The 26,451-nt window shown below is 65.4% G+C and carries 20 protein-coding genes; 13 read left to right on the top strand and 7 right to left on the bottom strand.

The annotated features are described in order from the left end of the window. Positions 1-2: 2 nt before the first annotated feature. From RPPS3_RS03945 to RPPS3_RS03925, 5 genes are all read left to right on the top strand, one after another. On the top strand, positions 3-1,061 hold the full coding sequence (locus RPPS3_RS03945) for an ABC transporter ATP-binding protein (protein ID WP_107342945.1): 1,059 nt from the start codon (positions 3-5) through the stop codon (positions 1,059-1,061). 13 nt (positions 1,062-1,074) lie between these two features. Then, positions 1,075-1,269 carry a hypothetical protein gene (locus RPPS3_RS03940; protein ID WP_107342944.1) on the top strand — a complete coding sequence of 65 codons (195 nt, stop codon included), beginning with the start codon at positions 1,075-1,077 and terminating at the stop codon, positions 1,267-1,269. Next, complete coding sequence (locus tag RPPS3_RS03935) at positions 1,266-2,678, top strand: amidase (RefSeq protein WP_107342943.1); 1,413 nt, start codon at positions 1,266-1,268, stop codon at positions 2,676-2,678. The genes RPPS3_RS03940 and RPPS3_RS03935 overlap by 4 nt, the downstream gene beginning before the upstream one ends. Next, positions 2,679-3,656, top strand: coding sequence for an ABC transporter ATP-binding protein (locus RPPS3_RS03930; RefSeq protein WP_107342942.1), 978 nt, complete (start codon positions 2,679-2,681; stop codon positions 3,654-3,656). Positions 3,657-3,785: 129 nt separating this feature from the next. Further along, positions 3,786-5,159 (top strand): PAS domain S-box protein, encoded by a 1,374-nt coding sequence (locus tag RPPS3_RS03925; protein WP_107342941.1) that lies wholly within the window; start codon positions 3,786-3,788, stop codon positions 5,157-5,159. 6 nt (positions 5,160-5,165) lie between these two features. Here RPPS3_RS03925 and cysC read toward each other — a convergent pair whose 3' ends face one another. Further along, positions 5,166-7,076 carry an adenylyl-sulfate kinase gene (gene cysC, locus RPPS3_RS03920; RefSeq protein ID WP_107342940.1) on the bottom strand — a complete coding sequence of 637 codons (1,911 nt, stop codon included), beginning with the start codon at positions 7,074-7,076 and terminating at the stop codon, positions 5,166-5,168. Between the two features lie 21 nt (positions 7,077-7,097). Further along, the gene (gene cysD / locus RPPS3_RS03915; RefSeq protein ID WP_107342939.1) at positions 7,098-7,892 is read right to left on the bottom strand and encodes a sulfate adenylyltransferase subunit CysD; all 795 of its coding nucleotides are present in this window, start codon (positions 7,890-7,892) and stop codon (positions 7,098-7,100) included. 392 nt (positions 7,893-8,284) lie between these two features. Here cysD and RPPS3_RS03910 point away from each other — a divergent pair, with 392 nt between their 5' ends. The 8 genes from RPPS3_RS03910 (at position 8,285) to RPPS3_RS03870 (ending at position 18,565) form a co-directional block, all read left to right on the top strand. After that, positions 8,285-9,025, top strand: coding sequence for a phosphoadenylyl-sulfate reductase (locus tag RPPS3_RS03910; protein WP_107342938.1), 741 nt, complete (start codon positions 8,285-8,287; stop codon positions 9,023-9,025). 124 nt (positions 9,026-9,149) lie between these two features. Next, on the top strand, positions 9,150-10,139 hold the full coding sequence (locus tag RPPS3_RS03905; protein ID WP_107342937.1) for a sulfate ABC transporter substrate-binding protein: 990 nt from the start codon (positions 9,150-9,152) through the stop codon (positions 10,137-10,139). Between the two features lie 292 nt (positions 10,140-10,431). Then, complete coding sequence (gene cysT, locus RPPS3_RS03895; RefSeq protein ID WP_107342935.1) at positions 10,432-11,268, top strand: sulfate ABC transporter permease subunit CysT; 837 nt, start codon at positions 10,432-10,434, stop codon at positions 11,266-11,268. Positions 11,269-11,272: 4 nt separating this feature from the next. Then, the gene (gene cysW / locus RPPS3_RS03890; RefSeq protein WP_107342934.1) at positions 11,273-12,187 is read left to right on the top strand and encodes a sulfate ABC transporter permease subunit CysW; all 915 of its coding nucleotides are present in this window, start codon (positions 11,273-11,275) and stop codon (positions 12,185-12,187) included. Next, positions 12,177-13,223, top strand: a complete 1,047-nt coding sequence (locus RPPS3_RS03885; protein ID WP_107342933.1) for a sulfate/molybdate ABC transporter ATP-binding protein — start codon at positions 12,177-12,179, stop codon at positions 13,221-13,223. Before cysW ends, RPPS3_RS03885 begins: the two co-directional genes overlap by 11 nt. Before the next feature lie 752 nt (positions 13,224-13,975). Then, positions 13,976-15,610 (top strand): DmsE family decaheme c-type cytochrome, encoded by a 1,635-nt coding sequence (locus RPPS3_RS03880; protein WP_107342932.1) that lies wholly within the window; start codon positions 13,976-13,978, stop codon positions 15,608-15,610. Positions 15,611-15,709: 99 nt separating this feature from the next. Next, positions 15,710-18,142 carry an MtrB/PioB family decaheme-associated outer membrane protein gene (locus tag RPPS3_RS03875; protein WP_107342931.1) on the top strand — a complete coding sequence of 811 codons (2,433 nt, stop codon included), beginning with the start codon at positions 15,710-15,712 and terminating at the stop codon, positions 18,140-18,142. A 138-nt stretch (positions 18,143-18,280) separates the two neighbouring features. Further along, positions 18,281-18,565: a high potential iron sulfur protein gene (locus RPPS3_RS03870; protein ID WP_107342930.1), complete on the top strand. Its 285-nt coding sequence runs from the start codon at positions 18,281-18,283 to the stop codon at positions 18,563-18,565. A 171-nt stretch (positions 18,566-18,736) separates the two neighbouring features. Here the strand turns inward: RPPS3_RS03870 and RPPS3_RS03865 are convergent, their stop codons facing one another. The 5 genes from RPPS3_RS03865 to RPPS3_RS03845 form a co-directional block, all read right to left on the bottom strand. Then, on the bottom strand, positions 18,737-20,263 hold the full coding sequence (locus RPPS3_RS03865) for an acyl-CoA synthetase (protein WP_107342929.1): 1,527 nt from the start codon (positions 20,261-20,263) through the stop codon (positions 18,737-18,739). Positions 20,264-20,436: 173 nt separating this feature from the next. Beyond that, complete coding sequence (locus RPPS3_RS03860) at positions 20,437-21,828, bottom strand: vWA domain-containing protein (RefSeq protein ID WP_107342928.1); 1,392 nt, start codon at positions 21,826-21,828, stop codon at positions 20,437-20,439. Then, positions 21,828-22,775 carry an AAA family ATPase gene (locus RPPS3_RS03855; RefSeq protein ID WP_107342927.1) on the bottom strand — a complete coding sequence of 316 codons (948 nt, stop codon included), beginning with the start codon at positions 22,773-22,775 and terminating at the stop codon, positions 21,828-21,830. The genes RPPS3_RS03860 and RPPS3_RS03855 overlap by 1 nt, the downstream gene beginning before the upstream one ends. A gap of 2 nt (positions 22,776-22,777) precedes the next feature. After that, positions 22,778-23,755, bottom strand: a complete 978-nt coding sequence (locus RPPS3_RS03850) for an acyl-CoA dehydrogenase family protein (protein WP_234820087.1) — start codon at positions 23,753-23,755, stop codon at positions 22,778-22,780. Positions 23,756-24,018: 263 nt separating this feature from the next. Continuing rightward, complete coding sequence (locus tag RPPS3_RS03845; RefSeq protein ID WP_107342925.1) at positions 24,019-26,115, bottom strand: catalase; 2,097 nt, start codon at positions 26,113-26,115, stop codon at positions 24,019-24,021. Between the last annotated feature and the right edge of the window lie 336 nt (positions 26,116-26,451).

Here is a 26,451-nt window from a genome sequence, read left to right as displayed (position 1 = left end):
CGATGAGCAAAGCTGTCTCCGCAATCGCAGAGGTCGAAAAGTTCGAGCCGATCGAAGACATCGGCGGCGCCGCCCAGCCGCTGTTGCAGGTCAACGGGCTCACCAAGCACTTCCCGGTGCGCGGCACCGGACTGTTCGGCGGCGCCAAAACGGTGCGGGCGGTCGACGACGTCACCTTCTCGATCGCCAAGGGCGAAACGCTCGGCATCGTCGGCGAATCCGGCTGCGGCAAGTCGACCACCGCCCGGCTGTTGATGCACCTGATGCCGGTGACGGCCGGCGAAATCATATTCGACGCGCGGCAAGTCGGGCGCGAGCTCAGCTTACGCGAGCTGCGCCGCGGCATGCAGATGGTGTTTCAGGACAGCTATGCGTCGCTCAATCCGCGGCTGACGATCGAGGAATCGATTGCGTTCGGCCCGAAGGTCCACGGCATGAGCGATGCCAGCGCCCGTGCGCTGGCGCGCGAACTGCTCGGCAAGGTCGGGCTGCGGCCGGAGAACTTCGCGCATCGCTATCCGCACGAAGTGTCGGGCGGCCAGCGGCAGCGCGTCAACATCGCGCGTGCGCTCGCGCTGTCGCCGCGGCTGGTGATCCTCGACGAGTCGGTCTCCGCACTCGACAAATCGGTCGAGGCACAGGTCCTGAACCTGCTGGCCGACCTGAAGCGCGAATTCGGCCTGACCTATCTGTTCATCAGCCACGATCTCAATGTGGTGCGCTACATCTCCGACCGCGTGCTGGTGATGTATCTCGGCGAAGTCGTCGAGCTCGGCCCGGTCGATGAAGTGTGGGACGCCCCGGCGCATCCGTACACGCGGGCGCTGCTCGCGGCGATGCCGTCGTCCGATCCAGATCGTCGCACCGAGGTGCCGCCAATCACCGGCGATCCGCCGAACCCGATCGATCCGCCGGCCGGCTGTCGTTTTCATCCGCGCTGTCCGTTCGCCGAGGCGCTATGCTCGCAGGCCAAGCCGAAGCTGTCGTCGATCGGCGACAGCGGTCATCAGGCCGCGTGCTTCATGTCGATCCCCGGCTCGGGACACAGCCGCGCCCCATAAGGAGAAATCAGCAATGATCAAACCCGACCCCGCCACGATCAAAACGATGGCGGCGATCGCAGGGCTTCCGGTCGACGACGAGGTAGCGGCGCGGATCGCCAATTCGATCGGCCCGGCATTCGACGGCTTCACCCCGGTCGCCGGTACGCTGCCGTTCGATCTCGAACCGTCCACCTACGTCGTGGCGCAAAACGAGGGCGCGCGATGAGCCTGAGCGATCCGGCGCTGCTGACGCTGACCGAAGTTGCCCAGGCGATCGCCGCGAAGAAACTGTCGTCGCGTGACGTCACCCAGGCCTGTCTCGACCGCATCGCGCGGGCGCAGCCGAAGCTCAACGCCTTCATGGCAATCGAGCCTGAGAGCGCGCTCGCCGCAGCGGATGCGGCGGACGCCGCGCTGGCCAAGGGCGAGCGCAAAGGCCCGCTGCACGGCGTGCCGCTGGCGCACAAGGACATGTACTACGAGACCGGCTTCGTCGTGACCTGCGGTTCCAAGATCCGCCGCGACTTCGTCGCCACCACCACCTCGACGGCGCTGCAGCGGCTGAAGGATGCCGGCCAGGTCCGGCTCGGCAGCCTGCAGATGTCCGAGTTCGCCTACGGCCCGACCGGCCATAACGCGCATTACGGCGCGGTGCGTAATCCGTGGGGCCTCGACCACATCACCGGCGGTTCGTCGTCCGGTTCCGGCTCGGCGGTCGCCGCGCGGCTGACGTTTGCGGCGCTCGGCTCCGACACCGGCGGTTCGATCCGGATGCCGGCGCATTTCTGCGGCGTCACCGGACTGAAGACCACCGTCGGGCTGGTCAGCCGCGCCGGCGCGATGCCGCTGTCGCATTCGCTCGACACCGTCGGCCCGCTGGCTCGCACCGCCGAAGACTGCGCCTTGCTCACCGGTCTGATGGCCGGCGCCGATCCCGCGGATTCGACCGCGTCGCAACGTCCGGTGCCGGACTATCCGGCGGCCACCAAACAACCGCTGCAAGGTCTCAGCATCGGCATTCCGAAATCGTTCTATGTCGACGATCTCGACCCCGAGGTCGCACGCGTGCTCGACGACACCAAGGCGGCGCTGGTGCGCGAAGGCGTGCGTGTCGTTGAAGTCGAACTGCCGGATCAGCGCCAGCTCAGCGCCGCCGCACAGCTCGTGCTCGCTGTCGAAGCCGCCGGCTTCCATGGCCAGTGGATGCGGGAGCGGCCGCAGGACTACGGCCCGCAGGTGCTTATGCGGCTGCAGAACGCACTGGCGATTCCGGCCGTCACCTACCTTGAAGCAATGCGCTGGCGCGGCGTGGCGCTCGCCGAGTTCGTCGCTGCCGTGGCCGGCGTCGACGCGGTGTTGGCGCCGGTGTCGCCGGTGCCAGCGCCGACGATCGCAGAGAGCGACGTCGGCAACAGCCTGAACGCCGAAGCCGTAATCCAGCGGCTGACCCGCTTCACCCGGCCGATCAACTATCTCGGCCTGCCATCGCTGGCGCTACCCTGCGGCTTCTCCAAGGCCGGCCTGCCGATCGGCCTGCAACTGATCGGCCGCCCGTTCGACGAAGCGACGCTGCTGCGGATCGGCGCAGGCTGGCAGCGCGCCACCGACTTCCATCGGCAATGCCCGGAGCTGTAGATGAGCAACCTGGTCGAAATCCGCGATCTCAACGTCCGCTTCACCGGCGAGCGGACCGTTTACGCCATCAACGATCTCAACCTCTCGCTCGGCCAGGGTGAGGTGCTGGGCCTGCTCGGCGAATCCGGCTCGGGCAAGAGCGTGACGCTGCGCGCCCTGATGCGGCTGCTGCCGAAGAAGCGCACCGCGATCACCGGCAGCATCCGGGTCGCCGGTCAGGACGTGCTGGCGCTCGATGACGAGGCGCTGTCCACCTTCCGCGGCCAGACCATATCGATGATCTTCCAGGAGCCGGCGCTGGCGCTCGATCCGGTCTACACGGTCGGCCAGCAGATCGCCGAGTCGGTGATGCGCCACGAAGGCAAGAGCAAGCGCGAGGCGATGGCCCGCGCGCTCGAGATGCTCGAGGTAGTTCGCATCCCGTCGGCGAAGCGGCGGCTCGACGCCTATCCACATGAGATGAGCGGCGGCATGCGGCAGCGCGCGATGATCGCGCTGGCGCTGGCCTGCAAGCCGAAGATCCTGCTCGCCGACGAGCCGACAACAGCGCTCGACGCCACGGTGCAAATCCAGATCCTACTGCTGCTACGTGAACTGCAGCGCGAGTTCGGCATGTCGGTGATCTTCGTCACTCACGACATCGGCGTGGCGATCGAAATCTGCGACCGCGTCGCCGTGATGTATGCCGGCCAGACGATCGAGCAGGGTTCGTTGCGCGATATCGTACGCGAGCCGCAGCATCCTTACGCGCAGGGTCTGCTCGCCTCGACGGTGCATGGCGCCAAACGCGGCGCACGGCTGGAAACCATTCCGGGGGCGCCGCCATCGCTTGATACCAAGCCACAGGCCTGCTCGTTCGCGCCGCGCTGCGCGCATGCCCAGCCGCGCTGTTCGGCTGGGCTGCCGCCTGAGGTGGCCCTCGGGCCCGGCCGGATGGCACGATGCGTCCTGGCCGAGCCGGCCGCAATGGTCGGCTAGTTCGCGGAACAAGCCGAAGCGAATTACAAATGAGGTAGCGAGCGACCGCTAACTGGTGTTCATTGCGCGCGGGGTCTGGCCGCCGAATCCGGCCGCCGACATCCCCGTCCAATGGAACTCCGCGCCAGAATGAACCGACAATCCCGGCCTCTTTCGATCGCGCATCGTGACCACCACTTCGCGGCGATCGTCCAGCATTCGTTCGATGCCATCGTCTCCAAGGACGTCGATGGAACCGTGCAGAGCTGGAACCCGGCGGCCGAGCGCATCTTCGGCTGGACCGCCGCCGAAATGATCGGGCGATCGATCCGCGTCCTGATCCCGGCGGATCGTCAGCACGAAGAAGACGATATCTTGCGGCGGATCCGCGCCGGCGAGATGGTGCCGAAGTTCGAGACCGAACGGCTACACAAGAGCGGCCAAAGAATCCATGTCGCGGTGACGGTGTCGCCGCTACGCGACACCGATGGCCGCATCGTCGGCGCCTCGAAAATCGCCCACGACATCACCGAGACCATGGAGATCCGCCAACGGCTGATCGCCAGTGAGCATCAGTTCCGCACCCTTGCCAACTCGATCCCGCAGCTCGCCTGGATCGCCGGCAGCGACGGCACCGTGTTCTGGTACAACGACCGCTGGTTCGACTACACCGGCACCACGCTCGAGCAGATGCAAGGCGAGGGCTGGACCACGGTGCATCATCCCGATCATCTCGAACGGGTCAGCAGCCGGCTGCAGCACAGCTGGGACACCGGCGAAGAGTGGGAGGACACCTTCCCGCTGCGCGGCAAGGACGGTGAGTATCGCTGGTTCCTGTCGTGGGCGATGCCGCTGCGCGACCACACCGGCCAGGTGTGGCGCTGGTTCGGTACCAACACCGACATCACAGTGCAGCGCCAGCACGAACAGCAGATCCAGATGCTGATGGGCGAGATCAATCACCGCGCCAAGAACATGCTCGCAGTGGTGCAGGCGATGGTGATGCGCACTGCGGACCGGAGCTTCGCCGAAAGCCTCGGCGCGCGGCTGCAGGCACTCAGCCGCAACCAGGACCTCCTGATCAAGCGCAACTGGTCCGGTACGCCGATCGCTGAACTGATCGAATCGCAGCTCGCCGCGGTGAATGACCTGATCAACACCCGGGTGTCGATCGAGGGCGAGCGTGAGTTGCTGCTGTCGCCGGTCGCCTCGGAAACGATCGGGCTGGCGATCCACGAGCTGACCACCAATGCGACCAAGTATGGCGCGCTCTCGAATGCGGACGGCAGCGTGCGGATTGCTTGCGACATCCGTGATACGGCCGAAGGCCGCAAGCTCGACCTGATTTGGCATGAGCAAGGCGGCCCGCCGGTCGGCGAGCCGAACCGCGCCGGCTTCGGCACTGTGATGATCGACCGCAATCCCCGCGCCGCGCTCGGCGCCGAGGTCGAGATCAGCTACCCGAAGTCCGGCCTGCGGTGGCGTCTGACCGCTCCGCTCGACCGGCTCGTCGCGGTGCCGTAGCCCGCGTCAGATATGCGCCGCGAGATCGGCGAGGTCTTCGATCAGCACGTCGGTCTGCGCCAGCATGGTCTCGACCTGCCCCACGGCTTCGCTGACCGACAGGCCCGCGGTGTCGAGCACCAGTTCGCTGGCGGTCGGCGGCTGATAGTCGTTGCCGATGCCGGTGAAGTTCGGCAGATCGCCGGCGCGCGCTTTGGCGTAGTGCCCCTTCGGATCGCGCTGCTCGCAGACGTCGGCCGACGTCGCGACATAAATCTCGCGGAAGCGATCCCCGGCGATGCGCCGTGCCGCGGCGCGGTCGGCGAGCGCCGGCGATACTGCCGCAACGATCGCCACGTGGCCGTTGGCGGCGAGATGCGCGGCGAGCTCGGCGAGGCGGCGGATGTTCTCCGCGCGGTCCGCCGGCGAGAAGCCGAGGTCACTGTTGAGCCCGGCACGCAGCGTGTCGCCGTCGAGCAGGATCGGCGAGCCGCCGCGATCGAACAGCCGGCGCTCGAGCGCCCGCGCGATCGTGGTCTTGCCGGAGCCCGGCAGCCCGGTGAACCACAAAACTGCGCCGTTGTGGCGATAGCGCGCGGCGCGTTCGCCCGGCAGCAGCGCGGACTCCACCGGGACGATATCGGCGGTCGCGGCGCGCTGGCCGCTATCGACGCTGAGCACCAGACCGCCGCCCGCGATCCGGCCGTTGATTTCGATCACCAGCCGCCCGGTGCGCGGATTGCTATCGGCGGGATCGGCCGCGACCGGCTGCGACAGCGACAGGTCGATTTCGCCGACATGATTGCGTTTGATCTCGGATGCGGCCTCGCTGGCGAGATCGCCGGGATCGACCGCCTTCTCGATCGCCACGACGTTCGCGCGGGTCTCACGGGTGCCGAGCCGCACCAGCACCGAGGCGCCGGCGGTGAGCGGCTGATCGTGCAGCCAGAAAATCCGCGCGCGCAGCCGGCGGGTGTCGCGCGGAGCATTACCAGCATGGCCGATCACGTCGCCGCGCTCGACGAACAGCTCACGGTCGAGCGTAATGCCGACCGAACGGCCTGCGCCGAACGCGCCGGCAAGCGGCGTCACCGGCCAACCTTCGACGGTCTTGATCTTGGCGATCTTGCCGGCCGGCATGATGACGATGTCGTCGCCCGCCCGCAGATGCCCGGACTCGATACGGCCGGCGACGATGCGGCGATCGTCGAATTTGTAGATGGCCTGTACGGCGAGCCGCAGCGGCAACGCGTCGAGCGGCTGCGCCGGGGTCAGCTTGTCGATTGCCTCGACCACGGTCGGGCCGTCGTACCAGGCGATGTTGTCGGTGCGCGCCGCCACGCCGTCACCTTCGCGCGCCGAGATCGGAATCACGGCGGTCGGCGTCACGCCGAGCGAGGTCAGATGCGCGGTGATCTCGTTGCTGATGTCGCCGAACCGCGCCGCCGAGAACTCGACGCGGTCCATCTTGTTGACCACGACGGCGACCTGCTTGATGCCGAGCAGCTGCAGCAGATAGCCGTGACGCCGCGTCTGATCGCGCACGCCTTCGAGCGCGTCGATGATCAGCACCGCGCCGTCGGCCTGCGAGGCGCCGGTGATCATGTTGCGCAGGAATTCGGCGTGGCCGGGCGCGTCGATCAGCACCACGTCGCGCGACGGCGTGCGGAAGCGGATCTGGGTGGTGTCGATGGTGATGCCCTGGTCACGCTCGGTCTGCAGCGCATCGAGCAGGAACGACCATTCGAACGGCATGCCGCGGCGGGCACTCACCGCCTTCAGCATCTCGAGCTTGCCTTCGGGCAGCGAACCGGTTTCGTGCAGCAGGCGGCCGACCAGCGTCGACTTACCGTGGTCGACATGGCCGACGATGACGATGCGCACCAGCGGACGAACGGTGTCGGCGGCGAGCGAGGCGGGCGGAACGGCGATGGTCATGGCGTCACTCACGGGTGCGGATCACAGATAGCCGGCGACACGAAGCCGCTCGAACGCGTCCTCGGTTTCGTGGTCGAGCGCACGGCCGGCGCGCTCCGGCACCTTGGTGGTCTCGAGTTCGAGCAGGATCTCGTCGATCGAGGCGGCGTTCGAGTCCACCGGGAAGGTGATGTCCTGATCGCCGAGCGAGCGGTAGCGCTTGCCGTTTTGCGACAGATACAGCGGAATGATCGGGATGCCTTCGCGCTTCGTGTAGGCCCAGATATCGGCCTCGGTCCAATGCAGGATCGGGTGGATGCGCAGATGCGCGCCGGGCGGCGGCGAGGCGTTGAACTGATCCCAGAATTCCGGCGGCTGGTCACGGACATCCCACCCGCCCTCGGTGCCGCGCGGCGAGAACACCCGCTCCTTGGCGCGAGTGGCTTCTTCGTCGCGGCGGATGCCGGCGATCAGTCCGTCGAAGCCGTATTTGGCGAGCGCGAGCTTGAGGCCTTCGGTCTTGCGCGCAGCGGAGCGTGCGGCCGGCGGCAGCGTCGGATCGACGCTGTCGATCGGCGGGCATGGATCGACACGCAGATCGAGATCCCACTCTTTCGCGTAGGTATCGCGGAACGCGTACATCTCGGGAAATTTCTTGCCGGTATCGACGTGGAGCGCTGGGAACGGGACGCGGCCGAAGAACGCTTTCCGTGCCAGCCAGATCATCACGTTCGAGTCTTTGCCGAGCGACCACAGCAGCGCCAGCTTCTTCAGCCGGGCGAACGCCTCGCGCAGGATGTAGATGCTCTGCGCCTCCAGCGCGTCGAGGTGATCCATCGCGCGGAGCTGATCCGCAAGCGGCGGCTCAGGCACCAAACTCCGCTCAGGGACCGAAACCAGGGCGGCGGTTTCTCGCGCAGCGAGCGTCATGACAAGCTCCCGAATTGGCGGTCCGGATCAGCGCCGGGCCGGTCGTGGCTACGGGTTCGAAACGCCGTCCGAAGCAGCAGGAGAACGGACATCTCTGGAACGCGTAAAACGGAGATGGAATTTCTCTTTCGAAAGCCATCAGCAGAAAGAATAATTTTCTATCGACGGCGCTTGTAAGATACATAGATAGAAAATATTTCTAGTCAATCCTCCTTCGTGGTCGGGCGAGATGCTGAGCACAATGACGGAGTGATCGACCGAGATGATCAGGACGTTGTGACCTCAGGACGTAGTGACCGATGACCGAGCTGGCGCAATCTCTCCCCCTCTCCACTCCCGCCTCCACGGGCGTGGAGACGCGCGCGCAGGCACTCGATGCCGCGCTGCGGACCGCCTCGCCGGCCGACGTCATCGCCGCAGCGCTCCGCGAAATCGGCCGCGATAAGCTGGCGCTGGTGTCGTCATTCGGCACCGAGTCTGCAGCGTTGTTGAAAGTGATGGCGGACGTCGATCCGGCAATCCCGGTGGTGTTCCTTGATACCGGCTGGCTGTTCGAAGAGACCCTCGCCTATCGCGATACGCTCACCGACGTACTCGGCCTGCGCGACGTACGCTCGATCAAACCGCTCGACGCCGATCTCGATCGCGACGATGCGGCGCGCGAGTTATGGTTTTCCGATCCGGACAAATGCTGCCTGATCCGCAAAGTCGAACCGCTGAAGCGGGCGCTGGCGCCGTTCGACGGCTGGATCAACGGCCGCAAGCGCTTTCAGGGCGGCGTGCGTGCCGACATTCCGGTCGTCGAAGCCGACGGCAAGCGGCTGAAGTTCAATCCGTTCGCCAATGTCACGCCGACCGACATCGCGGCGATCTACGCCACCGCCAAGCTGCCGCAGCATCCGCTGCTTGCGTCGGGCTTTCTCTCCGTCGGCTGCATGCCGTGTACCAGCCGCGCTGAAGCGGGTGAGGATGCGCGCGCCGGTCGCTGGCGCGGACGCGGCAAGACGGAATGCGGCATCCATACGATCAAGACTTCATAGGACATTGCTGTTGCAACTAAGCGAACATTGAAATGCCGTTTCGTTGACTTGGCCCGCTTTGTTCGTGACTTTCGCCCCTCCGCGCCGACGACACCGACGTCGTCAAGCACAATGGAGATCATCGATGCTTCGCCGTTTCCTTCCCATCTTCGCCGGCCTGTTGGTGGCGACCGCCGCGAACGCGGCCGACGTATCGCTGCTCAACGTGTCGTACGATCCGACGCGCGAGCTATATGCCGATTTCAACAAATCGTTCGCCGCCGCGTACCAGAAGGAATCCGGCAACAACGTCACGATCAAGCAGTCGCATGGCGGCTCGGGCGCGCAAGCGCGCTCAGTGATCGACGGCCTGCAGGCGGACGTCGTCACGCTGGCACTTGCCTATGACATCGATGCAATCGCCAACAAGGGTTTGCTGGCGAAGGACTGGCAGAAGCGCCTGCCGCAGAACTCCTCGCCCTACACCTCGACCATCGTATTCCTGGTGCGTAAGGGCAATCCGAAGGGCATCAAGGACTGGGACGATTTGCTCAAGTCCGGCGTCAGCGTGATCACGCCGAACCCGAAAACCTCGGGCGGTGCGCGCTGGAACTACCTGGCGGCCTGGGGCTACGCGCTGAAGAAGGCCGGCTCGCCGGAGGCGGCGCGTGACTTCGTCGCCAAGCTCTACAAGCAGGTTCCGGTGCTCGACACCGGCGCGCGCGGCTCCACCGTCACCTTCGTCGAGCGTGGCGTCGGCGACGTGCTGCTCGCCTGGGAAAACGAAGCCTATCTCGCCGTGAAGGAATTCGGCGCCGATAAATTCGAGATCGTGGCACCGTCGGTGTCGATCCTCGCCGAGCCGCCGGTCGCGGTCGTCGATACCGTCGTCGACAAAAAGGGCACCCGTGCCACCGCCGAAGCCTATCTGAAGTACCTGTACTCCAAGGACGGTCAGGAAATCGCCGCACGGAACTTCTACCGTCCGCGCGATCCGGAGGTTGCCAAGAAGCACGAAGGCGCGTTCGCCAAGGTCGATCTGTTCACGATCGACGATGTGTTCGGCGGCTGGACCAAGGCGCAGACCGAGCACTTCGCCGACGGCGGCGTGTTCGATAAGATCTACAAGAACTGAGCGACGCGGGCGTCGCAGCGCGACCGCTCATTGGGGGTGACATGCTTCACGGCAACGGCAGCGCGCTCCCTCTCCCCGCTCGCGGGGAGAGGGGTGGGGTGATAGGTCGCTTCAGCGAGTCTGAGCCTGCGTGCGCCATCTTCAGTGCTTCCGCCCGTCATTGCGAGCCGAAGGCGAAGCAATCCAGCTCCGTGCACGACGCTGGATTGCTTGGTCGCTTCGCTCCTCGCAATGACGCCGATGTTGCGTTGGTGCATGTCGATCTACATGGAAGCTTCGCACAGGTGACGCCATGACTGCTGTTGCGCAACGTCGCTCGTTGCCCGGCTTCGGCCTCACAATGGGGCTGACGATCACCTGGCTGTCGCTGATGATCCTGATCCCGCTGGCGGGGCTGTTCGTCAAAACCGCCGAGCTGAGCTTCGCCGACTTTTGGTCGACGGTGACGGCGCCGCGCACCCTGCATGCGCTGAAAATCTCGTTCGGCCTGGCGTTCGCCGCAGCCTGCGTCAATCTGGTCGCCGGGCTGCTGATCGTCTGGGCGCTGGTGCGCTACCGTTTCCCGGGCCGCCGGATTTTCGACGCGATCGTCGACATTCCGTTTGCGCTGCCGACCGCGGTGGCCGGCATCGCGCTGACCACGCTGTTCGCGCAGAAGGGCTGGCTCGGCGCGCCGCTGGCCGCGCTCGGCATCAAGGTGGCGTTCACGCCGCTCGGCATTTTCCTGGCGATGATCTTCATCGGCATTCCGTTCGTGGTGCGCACCGTGCAGCCGGTGCTGCTCGATCTCGACACCGAACTCGAAGAGGCGGCCGAATGCCTCGGCGCTTCGCGCTGGCAGACCATCTGGCGCGTCATTCTTCCCTCACTGACGCCGGCGCTGCTCACCGGCTTCGCCCTCGCCTTCGCGCGCGCGGTCGGCGAATACGGTTCGGTGATCTTCATCGCCGGCAACCTGCCCAACGTTTCGGAGATCGCTCCCTTGCTGATCGTGATCCGGCTGTCGGAATTCCGCTATGCCGACGCTACCGCCATCGCGGTGGTGATGCTGATCTTCTCGTTCCTGATCATCTTCGTCCTCAACCGGATCCAGCACTGGGCGCAGTCCCGGTCGCTGGCCACGGCGTGACGCCATGACGATGATTGCAACCAGTCAAGTCAGGCGTGCAGCGATCGCATCTGCAGACGCTGCCGCGCCCGCCTCCGCCGGACGTCGTTCCGCCCACACCGAGCCGGCTTGGGTGCGGCTACTGATCATCGGCTTCGCCCTCACCTTCCTCACCGTGTTCGTCGTCCTGCCGCTGATCCTGGTGTTTTCCGAGGCCCTGGCGAAAGGCGTGGCGTTTTATCTGTCGGCGCTGGCCGACGAGGAGGCGCTGGCGGCGATCAAACTGACGCTGATTGCGGCCGCCATTTCGGTCGGCCTCAATCTGGTGTTCGGTGTCATCGCCGCTTGGGCGATCGCGAAGTTCGACTTTCCCGGCAAGACTTTCCTGATCACGCTGATCGATCTGCCGTTCTCGGTCTCGCCCGTGATCTCCGGCCTCGTCTTCGTGCTGCTGTTCGGCGCGCAAGGCTGGTTCGGACCATGGCTGATGGCGCATGGCGTCCAGATCCTTTTCGCGGTACCAGCGATCGTGCTGGCGACGACCTTCGTCACCTTCCCGTTCGTGGCGCGCGAATTGATCCCGCTGATGCAGGAGCAGGGCCAGCAGGAAGAAGAAGCCGCGATCTCGCTCGGCGCCAGCGGCTGGACCACGTTCTGGCGCGTCACGCTGCCGAACATCAAATGGGGCCTGCTGTACGGCGTGCTGCTGTGTAACGCCCGCGCCATGGGCGAGTTCGGCGCTGTGTCGGTGGTCTCCGGCCATATCCGCGGCGAGACCAACACCATGCCGCTGCTGGTCGAAATTCTCTACAACGAGTACCAGATGGTGGCTGCATTCGCGATCGCCTCGCTGCTGGCGCTGCTCGCGCTGGTGACGCTGATCGTCAAGACCGTGCTGGAAGGCCGCATCGAAGAGGGGCTGCATCCCGATGACCATTGAAGTCCGCAACATCGTCAAGGAATTCGGCAGCTTCCGCGCACTCGACAACGTCGACCTGCGGGTCGAGACCGGCGAGCTGATGGCGCTGCTCGGTCCCTCCGGTTCCGGCAAGACCACGCTGCTGCGGATCATTGCCGGCCTCGAATGGCCGGACTCCGGCGTGGTGACGATCGACGGCGAAGACGCGCTGGCCCACGGCGCGGCCGAGCGCCACGTCGGCTTCGTATTCCAGCACTACGCGCTGTTCCGGCACATGAACGTGTTCGAGAACGTCGCGTTCGGCCTGCGCGTCCAGCCGCGCAAGATCCGCAAGAGCGAAGCGGAGATCAAGAAGCGGGTCGGCGATCTGCTGGATCTGGTGCAGCTCGGCTGGCTCGCCGATCGCTATCCGAACCAATTATCCGGCGGTCAGCGTCAGCGCATCGCGCTCGCCCGCGCGCTGGCGATCGAGCCCCGCATCCTGCTGCTCGACGAGCCGTTCGGCGCGCTCGATGCCAAGGTGCGGAAAGAACTGCGCGCCTGGCTGCGCAATCTGCACGAGGAGATTCACGTCACCTCGATCTTCGTGACGCACGACCAGGAAGAGGCGCTCGAAGTCGCCAACCGCGTCGTGGTGATGGACAAAGGCCGGATCGAACAGATCGGCTCGCCCGGCGATGTCTATGAGCGCCCGGCATCAGCCTTCGTGCACGGCTTCATCGGGGAGTCGATCGTGCTGCCGGTCGAGGTGCGTGACGGGCGGGTTCGGCTCGGCGACCGCGACCTCGATCTCACAGCCCAGGATACCGCCGCCGGCCCGTCGAAGCTGTTCGTCCGCCGCCACGACGTGACGGTCGGCCCGAGCGGCAGCGGCGTGTTCGAAGGTGCGGTGAAAGCCGTACGTGCGTTCGGCCCGATGCAGCGCGCCGATATCGTGCTGAGCGGCCTCGGTGGCGATACGCTGATCGAGATCGACGCCCCGCGGGATCACTCCCTCAAGGTCGGCGACCGGATCGGCCTGCAGCCCCAGCGCTACCGCATCTTCGCCGACCGTTAGGCCTTGGGTCTCCCAGTTGTGCAACGCGGCTCGCAGACCTGCGGGCCGCTAGAAGTCGGCTCGTCCGATTGATAGGCCGAGGCCGCGCGAGCACTTACCAATCTACCGATCCCACGGTTGCGCAACGGTTCGACAAGCTCGCGGCCAAGCTCCTGCCTCCACGGCACCTGATTACAAAGAAGCACCCAGCGCCACCACTGAGCACCTTGCGGCAGGTCGAAATCATCATTTTCTCGCCAATGATAATCAATTGACCACCCCAAACACGGGACTGGACACGACAATAAGTAATATGTTGCCGCAGCGATTAGTCGATGAAGAGCACTTCATATCCGCGCAGCGCTCAACCCCTGCGACAGAACGCCACAACCTCGACCACCGCGGAGCACCATGATCCGCACCAGCGCTGCATTGCGCACAGTGCAATTTGATTAGTTACAATCGTGAGTTAGTCGCGACAGCGACGACTACTCAACCACCGCACCCCAGCTCACTCGCTGCATATGCTAACAGATGTGAGTAATTGATCTCGATCAAATACGCGTTTTAGTACGGCATGTGAATTTTGATGACAGATTGTGACTAATTACTTCCCGGACAGATCCGGCAAGCGTCGTGATGCAGGCTGAACCTGCACCAACGGACTTTTTCAAACTGAAATGATCTTCGCTCGACGTCGCCCGCGACACGTGGACGGCGATCGATGGTGGCTGACAAAAATCATCGTGCTTTGAGCACTTGCGGGGGACGCAATGGGGGGCTCTCGGGGGGCGGCGGCTGCGCGCGACCAAAATCGGCGCGGCCGCCGGAGCTGGATCTCGTCGCTGTTCGTATCGATTGCGCTGGCCTGGGGGACCTGGCCAGCCGGCGCTGAGCCGGCGATGGTCGAGCACACCGCCTTGCCGCATGACGGCCAAGTCGACGCGGTCGATCCGTCGGTCAATGCACTGGTCAACTACGTGCGCGGCCTGCAGAACGCCGGCAAGACCGAGCCAAACTTCACGCCGGTGCCAGCCCACGGCCTAGCGCTCGGTGACGGACATGGCGGCGGGCATGGGGGCATGTCGGGCCACAGCGCCTCCGCGCATGGTTCACCCCACGGTTCACCTCACGGCGGTTCTGCAACCGGTCCGCGCTTCGACACGCGGTTTGCCAGACACGGTTCAATCGAGGCTTTGCTGGCGCTTCCGCAGATCGACGGTGGCCCGCAGCTCGACCAGACCCTGCGGTTTGCGGCTTCGCTGCGCCTCGCCACACTCAGCGAAAAGCGCATCCTGCGCTCTCACGCGACCCGCCATACGCTGGCGGCCCGGCTCGCCCGCGAGCCGGACTACGTGGCGGAGATGCCCGAGCCGGTCCGGGATGCCACCACGGTGACCACCTGGGTCGCGCTGGAAAACTTCGACGACACGATCGAGCAGCCGAAGCAGTTCGGCTTCATCGAGATCCTCGCCGCCAAGGCGGATGATTCCCGGCCGGTCCTGATGGTGGCGACACGCGAGCCGAAGGCTGCGGCCGCCGGGCGTGCGCCAATGGTGGCGCCCGCACCGGGCGATCCCGATGGCCGTTACTTCGTCGGCTCCAAGCCGTGCGAGACCTGCCACGCCGGCCTGTTCGACGAGTTTCAGCAGACCGTGATGGGCCGCAACATCAAGTCCGGCAAGGTCACGCCGCAGGGCAAGATGGAATGCGAGACCTGCCACGGCCCCGGCTCGGCGCACGTCAATGGCGGCGGCGGCCGCGAGAAGGGTGGCATCCGCTCGTTCCGGCCGACCGACAGCCGCGGCTTCGACGTCGCCGAGGCGAACAGCGTCTGCCTGAGCTGCCACGAGAAGGGCGACCAGACCTATTGGCAGGGATCGCAGCACGAGACCCGCGGCCTCGCCTGCGTCAACTGCCACACCGTGATGCGCAAGGTGTCGCCGCGCAACCAGCTCAAGACCGTGCAGGTGATGGACACCTGCTTCCAGTGCCACAAGGATCGCAAGGCGCAGGTGCAGCGCAGCTCGCACATGCCGATCCGCGAAACCAAAATCACCTGCGTCAATTGTCACAACCCGCACGGCAGCGCGACCGAGAAGCTGCTGCGCGAGGCGACCGTCAACGACACCTGCTACACCTGCCACGCCGACAAGCGCGGACCGTTCCTGTTCGAACATCCGCCGGTCCGCGAGAACTGCCTGAACTGCCACGAACCGCACGGCTCCAACCACGAGTCGCTGCTGATCGTTGCGCGGCAGCGGCTGTGCCAGCAGTGCCATACCAACCCGCACAACCAGCCAGGTTTGCCGACGTCGGCGCGCTGGGCGGTCGGGAACGCCTGCCAGAATTGTCACAACAACATCCACGGCTCCAACGCGCCGTCCGGATCGCGCTGGCATCGATAGTTCGGGGCCGGGGACAGCGACGGCTGCGGCCGCCGTCGCTCGCCACACCAACAAGCCGCCAAGGGTGATGGAACGACTCGCGCGAAGGGGGCCTTTGAAATGGCGTTTAGGCAATTCCTGCTGACGTCCGCCGCAATCTCCGTGGTGACCGCAATGCCGTTGAGCGCGACCGCCGAAACGGCGGCCAAGGAGGAGCCGGCGCGCTCGATCCCCGATTTCGATGCGGCCCATGGTGGCTGGTCATATTCGGGCGAATTCGAAGCCGGCTGGCGCTCGTTCATCCAGCGCCCGCCGAAATCGGCGACGCCCTGGGTATCGCCGACCAATCCGGCCGGCGGCGGCGATCGTAACAACCGTTCGAAGTTCGAAGAGTACGGCCGGATCGCGCCGGGACTCTACGCCGAATATCTGCGGATGACGCTGCAGACCAAGGACGGCACCTACTGGAACGAGCTCCGCGCCGACAACATCGGCAACAACAACCAGCGCTACGTCTTCGACTTCTCGAAAGCCGGCGAACACTACCTCACCCTGGGGTGGGACGAGATCCCGCATCTCTACAACACCAGCGCGCTGAGCATCTGGAACGGCGTCGGTACCACCACGCTGACCACGCCGGTCACCATCCCCGGCAACAGCTTGTCGATCGTGGCGCCTGCGACTACTACCACCGCCGCGCAGCGCGCCGCGGTGACCAACGCGCTGGCCGGCAAGACCAATCTGATCGACGTCGGCATCGATCGCCGCAAGGGCAGCGCAGCCTATCGCTGGACCCCCGACCCGAACTGGGACGTCAAAGCCAGCTACTCCCACGAGACCCGCGAAGGCACGCAGATCGCGGGCTTTCCGATTGGCGGCCTCGCCGCCACCGGGCTGCAGCAGATGCAGGCGCCGCGGCCGATCGACGACACCACCCAGATCGGCAAGCTCAGCGGCCAATACTTCGGTCCGACGCCGTGGGGCGGTCACTACAACGTCCAGGTCGGCGGTGGATTTTCGCTCTACGACAACAGCTTCAATTCGTTCACCGTGCAGAATCCGTTCTTCGACCCCGCCAATCCGCGGGTGTTCTCGCCGGCGGCACGGATCAGCCTGATGCCGAGCAATCAGGCCTACAATACCGGCGTCACCACCGGCATCGATCTGCCGTTCAAGACGCGCTGGAACAGCACGTTCCAATACACCACGATGCGGCAGAACGAAGCCTTCATGCCGTTCACCGTGAATCCCAACATCACGACCTTCCTGCTGCCAGCCTCAAGCCTCAATGGCGAGGTCAACACCGCGCTTTACAACACGACCGCGACGACTCAGTGGACGCCGGAATTCCGCACCACCACGCGCTATCGCTACTACGACAACGACAACCAGACGCCGGAACTGCTGATGCCGAATTACGTGGTCGAGGATTCGTCCGCCACCGGCATCGCCGCCGGCATCCCGCGGCGGTCGCTATCGATGTCCTACACCAAGCAGAATGCCAGCGGCGAGATGCAGTGGCGCCCTGCCAAGTGGGTCACATTCGGCAGCACGTTCGGCTGGGAACAGTGGGACCGCTCCCGCCGCGACGCCAACGTCACCAACGAGTTCATCGGCAAGCTGACCGCGGACTTCAAGGTCCACGACATCGCGACGCTGCGCACCAGCGGCCAGTATTCCGAACGCCGCTACGACAATTACGACGGCCTGGCGATGGCGCGCGACACCTATTACAGCGCCACCGCCAACAACGGCACCAACTTGCTGATGCGTAAGTTCGATATGGCGAACCGCAACCAGACCAAGGCCAACGCCTTCCTCGACATTTCCGGCCCGGCCGGCAGCGTGTTTCGGGACTTCGTGATTTCACCGACCGCCGGCCTGCGGTTTGAGGACTACCCGGACGATCCGCTGTTCTTCGGCCTGAAGAAGAGCAACACCTGGAACGCCGGCATCGACGTCACCTACAGCTTCACGCCAGGCTCCTCGATCCAGGCGTCGTATCTGTACGAAACCTATGATCGCTTCCAGGTCGGCAGCGGCACCCTGACCAACTCCGCCACCGGCCTGCCCAACGCCACGCCGATCAATGCGTTCGGCAGCAACACGCTCGAGAAGGTGCAGACCATCCTGATCGCCAGCACGCTGGAGCTGATTCCCGGCGTCCTCGATTTCAAGCTCGGCTATGCGATCTCGTTCTCGCACGAGGATTGGGACTACGGCCCCTATAACGGCTACGCGATGCTGGCGAATGCCGGCGGCACTGTCTACCGGCCGTTCCCAACGGTGTCGACCAACTATCAACGGCTCGATGCGTCGCTGAAGCACACCATCGATCCGTCGATCGTGGCGAAGCTGGGCTGGACCGGTGAGGTCTACGTCAAGGCGCGCTACATCTGGGAGCGCAACAGCGTCGACAATTGGCAGCAGGATCTGATGTCGCCCTATTTGTATCTGGTCGACACCACGCTGGCGCGGATGATCGACATGGGCGCCACCAATCCGAACTACGACGCGCAGTACTTCCAGGTCTCGCTCAACGCCAAATGGTGAGCGGCAGCGCCGCGATGCGGCGCCGCATCGCGACAGGATCGGCTCGCATGCGAACGCGGCGAGCTTGCGGCCGGCGGCAAAGACGTGGCCGCCGGCCGATACCAACCAACGTCAACAACGATGGGAGGACGACAGACGATGAACGACAAACGCAATGACCAGCCGCCGCTGTCGCGGCGCAAGCTGCTGAAGGCCGGCGTCGGAGCCGCGGGCGTCGCCGCGATGCTGGGCGCCGGCGTGGCTGCGGCGAATGCCCAGGTCACCAAGAAGGCCTCTCACAAGGATGCCGGCTATCAGGAGTCGCCGAACGGTGCCAAGCGCTGCGGCACTTGCCGCCAATTCCGGCCGCCGAGCTCATGCATCACGGTCGAAAGCCCGATCAGCGAGAACGGCTGGTGCCGCCTCTACGCCGGCAAGGCGTAACGCGCCACCGATCACGTCATCTGCTGCGCAACGACGAGCGGCACAGCGGTCGCAAGCTCCGGGTCCGATTCAGTCGGAGCTGGAGCTTGCGTCATTGCAGGCGCTTACCTGATCAGCACCGCTCTCGCCGGCGCATGATCGATGAACTGCGCCCGCTTCGGCGGAGTGCGATCACGCGTCGGCGGTCTCGCGAACCAGGATGCGCTCGCGCAGCGTCGGCTTATGCACCTTGCCGGTGGCGTTGCGCGGCAATGCTTCGACGAAACTGACGCGCTGCGGACATTTGAACCGCGCCAGCCGCTCGCGGCAATGCGCCAGCAGTTTCGCCTCGCTCAGCTCTTGGCCGGGTTTGAGCGCGACCACCGCGACTCCGGTTTCGCCCCATTGTGGATCGGGCGCGCCGATCACTGCCGCTTCGGCAATCTCCGGCAGCTGGTACAGCACATCCTCGACCTCGGCCGGATACACGTTCTCGCCGCCCGAGATGTACATGTCCTTGGTGCGGTCGACGATGTAGTAGAAGCCTTCGTCATCGACGCGCGCGGCATCGCCGGTGTGCAGCCAGCCGTCGGTGAATGAGGTGCGGTTGGCGTCCGGCCTATTCCAATAGCCGGGGGTGATGTTCGGGCCCTTCACCCAGAGTTCGCCCATCTCGCCCGGCTTCACCGGCTCGCCATCAGGACCGACGATCTTCAGGTCGGCGTGCAGCACCGGCTTGCCGGCCGAGCCGGCCTTGCGCGCGGCATCGTCGGCATCGAGCATCAGCACCGCCGGGCTGGTCTCGGTCATGCCGTAGCCCTGGACCAGGGCACAGCCGCGTTCCTGCCAGATCTTCAACAGCGGCACCGGCATCGGTGCGCCGCCGACGCCGGCGATCTGCAGCCGCGACAAGTCTGTCGCCGCAAACGCCGGATGCTGGCACATGAACTGATAGATCGACGGCACGCCGAAGAAATGCGTCAGCCCGACCGACGGATCTCCGATAATCGACAGCGCCGCGCCCGGATCGAATGCGCGCATCAGCAGGGTGGTGCCGCCGGCGTGCAGCACCGGATTGGTGTAGCAATTCAGCCCGCCGGTGTGGAACAGCGGCAGCACGCAGAGAAACACCGTGCGCTGCGAAATGAACGCCGGGATGCCGAGATTGACCGCGTTGATGAAGGTCATCCCATGGGTGATCATGGCACCCTTCGGCTTTCCGGTGGTGCCGGAGGTGTACATGATGGTCGAAACGTCATCGAGCGTTACCGGCTCGGCGTTACCGAGACGCGACGAGCTCGCCAGAGCGGTCTCATAGGCCGGACCGAACGCCAGCAGATGCGGCACGCCGCACGCAGCCTTCAACTCCGCCGCCATCGGTGCCAGCTCGTCGTCATGCGCCAGCACCCGCGGCGCGGCATCGCCGACGATATAGGACAGTTCGTGCACCGTGAGGCGGACGTTGAGCGGCACGAAGATCGCGCCGAGCCGGAAGCAGGCAAACTGCACCTCCAGCGTCTCGACCGCATTCAGCGCCAGCACCGCGACGCGATCGCCGCGGCCGACGCCGAGCGTTGCGAGATGCGCCGCCAGCCGGTCGACCCGTTCGTCCATTGCGCGGTAGCTGATGGCGCGGCTGGTGGCGAGATCGACCACCGCGATCCGCTCCGGGCGGACCTCGGCGTGATGGGCGATCCAGTCGAAGTAAGCGAAGCTCATCGGTTTTCTCCCTCGGAAGGTCGGCGGCTCTTGATGGCCGTCTCGACGAGGGAAGTGAAAGCGCGGGCCGGCGGGAAGTCAATCGCCGCATCTTGTGCGCCGCAACTAACTATCGCGAAATTGAACCACGTGTGCAGCCGGTCGGCGCAAGACAGGCCGGCGCCGTCCAGCGGCTACTGATAAGCTGCCACGATGTCCGAGACCGCGCGTTCGAGCTGCTTGGCGGTGGCGCATTGCCGGACCACGTTGCAGAACGGCGCGTAGCGGAACATTTCCGAATCGCCCCAGCCCCAGCCCATCCGGCCTTCGGGATTGAGCCAGACCACGCGCTTGGCGCGCTCCGAGATCGTGCGCAGAATGTCGGTGCGCGGATCGAGATTGTTGCTGCGGGCGTCGCCGAGCACGATCACCGTGGTCTTCGGCGTCACTGCGCGCAGCCAGCGCTTTTCGAAATCCGCCAGCGAGGCGCCGTAATCGGACGAGCCGAAGCCGACCTTGGACATGATCTCGCGCATCGCAGCTTCCGGCTCCTGCTTGTCGAGAATGTCGCTGACCTCGATCAGGTGGCCGGAGAAGGCGAAGGATCGGACATCGTCGACCACCTCGTGCAGGCTATGGATCAGCAGCAGGAAAAAATCCGACACCTGCGCCACCGAGCCGGAGACGTCGCACAGCGCCACGATCTGCGGCCGGTCGCGATGCCGCCGCTTCCAGGCGGTGAGGAACGGAATGTTACCCCAGGCGGCGTTGCGGCGGATGGTGCGGCGGACGTCGAGATGGCCGCGGCGCTGCCGCTTGCGCGGCTTGCTGTAGCGCTCGCGAAGCCGCCGCGCGATGGCGCGGATCAGCTCCTTCATCTGCTCGACCTGGCGTCGCTCCAGCCGCATCATCGGCGCATTGCGCAGCACCTCGTGGCGCAGGTTTTCGGCCTCCTCGCGGCCGTACAGCAGCAGCGCTTGCGCCACCATTTCGCGCACGCTGTCACGCAGGCCGTCGAGCGCCGCCGTGAGCCGTTCCGCCTGCGCCGAATCATCGGCCTTGAGCCGGTCGAGATCGTCGCGCAACTGGCCGACGCCGAGCGCTTCCATCATCCGGCTCTGAAACAGGCCGCGCTGGGTAAAGAACCGGATGTTGGAGAGCGATGCTTCGTTCGCCGCGCCGGCGAGCGCGGCGGCAACTGCGCTGCGATCCTGCGCCAGCAGCATCTGTGCGAGCTCGCCGAGCTCCGGCGGCGCCGAGTCTTCACCGCCGCCCTGCCCTGGCGCGCTGTTGCCGCTCAGCTGCGACGGTGATGCCCCACTTTCGGACTGCTGATCGGCCCCTTCCGCGGCGTCCGCATTGGTCTTCGGCTCGGGCCGGCTGAAGAACAGATCGAAGCATTGCGCCAGCGCCTGCTTCTCGTCCTGGGTCTTGGCCAGCGTCACCAGCAGGGTGTCGCGCAACAGGCCGCGATCGGCAAAGCCGACCTCCGACACCGCCCGCATCGCGTCGATACTCTCGGCCGGCGACACGCGCACGCCGGCGCCGCGCGCCGCCCGGAAGAAGCGGTGCAGCTCCTCGCGCATCAGCCGAACACGCCCTCGCGCCCGGCCTTGGCGACGAAGCCGGAGACCTGCGGCAACGCGGTTTCGATGTCGGCTTCGTACTTCAACAGCACGTTGAGCGTGTCCTTCACGGTCTGGTGGTCGAGCTCGCTCGCCTGCAGCAGCACCAGCACCCGCGCCCAGTCGATCGTCTCGCTGACCGACGGCAGCTTCTTCAGATCGAGCGCACGGATCTGGTTGATGAAGCCGACCATCTGCTTGCGCAGCGTCTCGCCGGCGCCGGGCACGCGGCTCTCGACGATGCGCTCCTCCAGCTTCTGTTCGGGGAAGCCGATGTGCAGATGCAGGCAGCGCCGCTTCAGCGCATCCGACAGGTCGCGCTCGCCGTTCGAGGTCAGCAGCACCAGCGGCTTCACCGTCGCGCTGATGGTGCCAAGCTCGGGGATCGTCACCTGGTAGTCGGACAGGATTTCGAGCAGCAGCGACTCGAACTCGGCGTCCGACTTGTCGATCTCGTCGACCAGCAGCACGCAGCCCTGCGGCTGCTCCAGCGCCTTGAGCAGAGGTCGCGGCTCGACGAATTCCTTGGAGAAAAATACGTCGCCAAAATCGTGCAGCCGACCGAGCGCATCGGTCAGTGTCTGCGCGCCGCCTAGCACTTCGCCGAGCTTGTCCTTGAGGATCTGGGTGTAGAGCAGCTGCTTGGCGTATTTCCACTCGTACAGCGCCTTGGCCTCGTCGAGCCCCTCGTAGCACTGCATCCGGATCATTTGTAGGCCGCGCCAGCTCGCCAGCGCTTTGGCCAGTTCGGTCTTGCCGACGCCGGCGGGGCCTTCAACCAGGATTGGCTTCTCGATCTTCTCGGCCAGATACACCGCAGTGGCGATCTGGCGGCTGGCGATATAGCCGACCGATGCCAAACCTGCGGTGACGGCCTCGATGGATTGCATCGGCAGATTCGCAGTCATAGCTATTGATTGCTCCAGAGAGATTGGCCGAGGGCGATCTGCCGCTGCTTGCGCGGCTCGCGCGCCACATTAGCCAGCACGTCGAACGCCGCCAGCGATCGGGTGAGTTGATCGTCGATCCGATCCGGCGGAAGCAGCGCGCGCAGCTCTTCGACGAGCATACGCGCCAGGCTACGGACGCCGATGACGCGCGCGCCAATCGGTGGCTCGCCGCTGTCCAGCGCCTGCACCGCGGCGGCGCTTCCCGCTTGTGCCAGCGACAGCAGTCCAGCGAGGCGGCCGAGCGTCAGTGCGTTCTCTTCGCTGTTCGCGATCCGCGCCGCGACCGTGTGCAGCAGCCAATCGAGGAAGCCGACAGTGGTCGCGGTGGCGACCGTATCTTCGAGATCGCGGAACGGCAGCGCCATCGCCGGATAGGCATCCGGCATCGTGCCGATCCGCGCCGAGGCCGGCACGACGCAGTTCTCAAAGCTCAGTTCGCAATGCGAGGCCGGCTTCAGCACGTCGAGCGACGGCATCGGGGTCAGCGTCAATCCTTCGGTGCCGCGCGGCAACAGAAACAGGCCGTAGCGCTTGCGGCCCTGCTCGACGCCGGTGATCGCCAGCACCAGAAACAAATCGGCGACCGGACCGTTGGTGATCCACGCCTTGCGGCCGTTGATGACGTAGCCGTCGGCCCGCTGTTCGGCGGTCGTCTGGAGATGCTTCGGATGCGCACCGGCACCGGGCTCCGAGATCGCCACCGCGGCCCAGCCGCGCCCCGAAGCGATCCGCGGCACCAGCTCGCCGCGCTGCGCCGCGTCGGCGAAGCCGGCGATAAAGAACCGCGCGATCAGTTGGCGCCCGGCAAACGCCGTGGCGAGACCGAGTTCGCCGGTCGACGCCGCAATCGCCCGTTCGGCCTGTGCGATCGCCCCGTAGCTGTCGAGCGCCGCATCGCTGCCGGGAAGGCCGATCTCGAACAGAGCGGCCTCGGCCATCGGTATGAACGGATCGGTGCCGGATCGATCTGCGGCTAGCGCCCGCCAACGCGCGATGCGTGCGGCGACCGCCGCTGTCGCCGCCTCTGTCGTCCCGAGGGTCGCGCCTGACGCGCCCGGTGTTCGAAGCTCACTCATGGCTCCGTGTGTAGAACAAGCCCGCGGCGGCGGCGAGTGTTTGTTGTATTCCGGCAAATGGAATGCGACGCGCGGCGAAGCTGACTCCGCCGCGCGCCATCAATGTCGCAGAATAGAAAGCTTAGTTACACCGCGTGAACCTTCGGCTCGCGCTCCCAGAACCGCAATTGCGAGCAAAGCTCCAGGAAACGCTCGGCGTCCTTCGGTCCGCCGAGACTCATCACGCCGCCGTCGGGTTCGACGCCGGCCTTCTCCAGAAGCGCCGCCGCATCCTTGGTGACCGCAATAAACTTGGCGTGGGCGAAGGCGTCGGCGACGAAGTCGCGCGCGGTCGCTTCTTGTTGCAGTTGCAGGGCGCCGTCTGGCGAGAGCAGTACCGCGACCGCATCGTACAGCACCGACGGACCACCATTGACCTTCTGCTTCGCCGGCCGCGGCTTACCATCGGACGCGGTGAAGCCGCCGACCTTCGGGGCGATCAGTTCGACCATCGCGCCTTGCTGCGTGGCGGCGGCCTCCAGCGCCGCCAGCAGCTTGGCGTCGGCGCCGTCGCTGACCAGAATGCCGAGCTTGCGGCCCTTGAAGCTGCCCGGCGCATTCTTGACGATGCTGAGCGCCGGCGACGGCGGCAAATCCGTGATCGGCTTGCGGGCTGGCTCGGCAGCCGCCGGCAGCTTGATGCCGAGACCGTCGGCGACCATCTGGGCGAGCGTCTTGTCGACATTGACGAGATGCGACACCACGCGGGCGCGGATCGCCGGCGTCTCGACCTTGCTGAGTTCGAACACGAACGCGTCCTTGATGTGCGTCTGCTCGATCTCGCTCTGGCTGACGTAGAACTGCCGCGCCTGACTGTAGTGATCGGCGAACAGTTCACCGCGGGCGCGGCGCCGCTCGCCGGTTTCCTCGGCCGGAAAGCTGCGGAAACCCTTCGGCGTCTCGCGCGGTCCGGTCCCCCAGCTGTTCGGCTCGTAGTTGACACGGCCGCGCGGGTTGTTGAACGCCATGTGGCCGTCCTGCGTGAAGCTGTGGAACGGACACTTCGGGGCGTTGATCGGCAGGTCGGTGAAATTGGTGGTGCCGAGCCGTTTCAGCTGGGTGTCGAGATAGGAGAAGTTGCGGCCCTGCAGCAGCGGATCGTTGGTGAAGTCGACGCCCGGCACGATGTTGGCGGTGTGGAACGCGACCTGCTCGGTCTCGGCGAAAAAATTATCGACGGTGCGATCGAGCACCAGCCGGCCGACGCGGCGGATCGGCACGCGCTCTTCCGGAATGATCTTGGTGGCGTCGAGAATGTCGAACTCGAATTCGTCCGCGAAGGCGTCGTCGAACAGCTGCAGGCCAAGCTCCCATTCCGGATAGTCGCCGGCCTGGATCGCACCCCACAGATCGCGACGGTGGAAGTCCGGGTCTGCGCCGTTGATCTTCACCGCCTCGTTCCACACCACCGACTGCATCCCGAGCTTCGGTTTCCAGTGAAACTTGACGTAGGTCGATTTGCCCTCGGCATTGATCAGCCGAAAGGTGTGGACCCCGAATCCTTCCATGAACCGGAACGAGCGCGGGATCGTCCGGTCGGACATGATCCACAGCGCCATGTTGATCGATTCCGGCATCAGCGAGATGAAGTCCCAGAAATTGTCATGCGCGGTTTGCGCCTGCGGGAAGCCGCGGTCCGGCTCCTGCTTGGCGGCGTGCACCAGATCGGGAAACTTGATCGCGTCCTGGATAAAGAACACCGGGATGTTGTTGCCGACGATGTCCCAGTTGCCTTCGCGCGTGTAGAGCTTGACGGCGAAGCCGCGGACGTCACGCGCCAGATCCGATGAGCCCTTGTTGCCGGCGACGGTCGAGAACCGCACGAAAGCCGGCGTTCGCTCGCCGGCGCGCTGGAAGATGTCGGCAGCGGTGATGTCCGACAGCGACTCATAGGTCTCAAAGAAGCCGTGGGCGCCGAAACCTCGCGCATGCACGACGCGCTCGGGGATACGCTCGTGGTCGAAGTGGAAGATTTTCTCGCGGAATAGAAAGTCTTCCATCAGCGTCGGCCCGCGCCGGCCGATCTTCAGGCTGTTCTGATTGTCGCTGATCGGAATGCCCTGCCGACTGGTGAGCGCCGGCATATCGCCGCTGGCAACCTGATGGGTCTCACCGCCAGGCCCGCGATGGATCGATGCGTCGGCCAGCTTGGCGGATTTCAGTTCGGGATGCTTGTCGGCCATGGAACCTCGCGCAGAAGGACAGAGTGATGGCGGCGCGGCTCTCGCGGCGATCGAAGCCATCGCTGCCGTGTCGATCCAACTGTGCGAGAGAGTCGTCCGCCGCTGGACTACGGCGTGAATGCGGATTGGTTCCTGGGATGAAACGAGTGATGCAGACAGGTCGACAGCCCTGCCCTGTCATCAAGCTCGCAGGTCAACGCCCACCCCCGTCATTCCGGAGCGCTCACGCCAGTGAGCGAACCCGGAATCCAGAGGTTATCGAGGGGTGATCCGCTAAATCGAGATTCCGGGTTCGCGCGTTTCACGCGCGCCCCGGAATGACCATTTTGGCGCGTA

It is taken from the genome of Rhodopseudomonas palustris (assembly GCF_003031265.1).
Lineage (GTDB): Bacteria > Pseudomonadota > Alphaproteobacteria > Rhizobiales > Xanthobacteraceae > Rhodopseudomonas > Rhodopseudomonas palustris_H.
The sequence above is the reverse complement of the archived record's forward strand: the minus strand, read 5'-3'. Positions and strand labels throughout refer to the sequence as shown.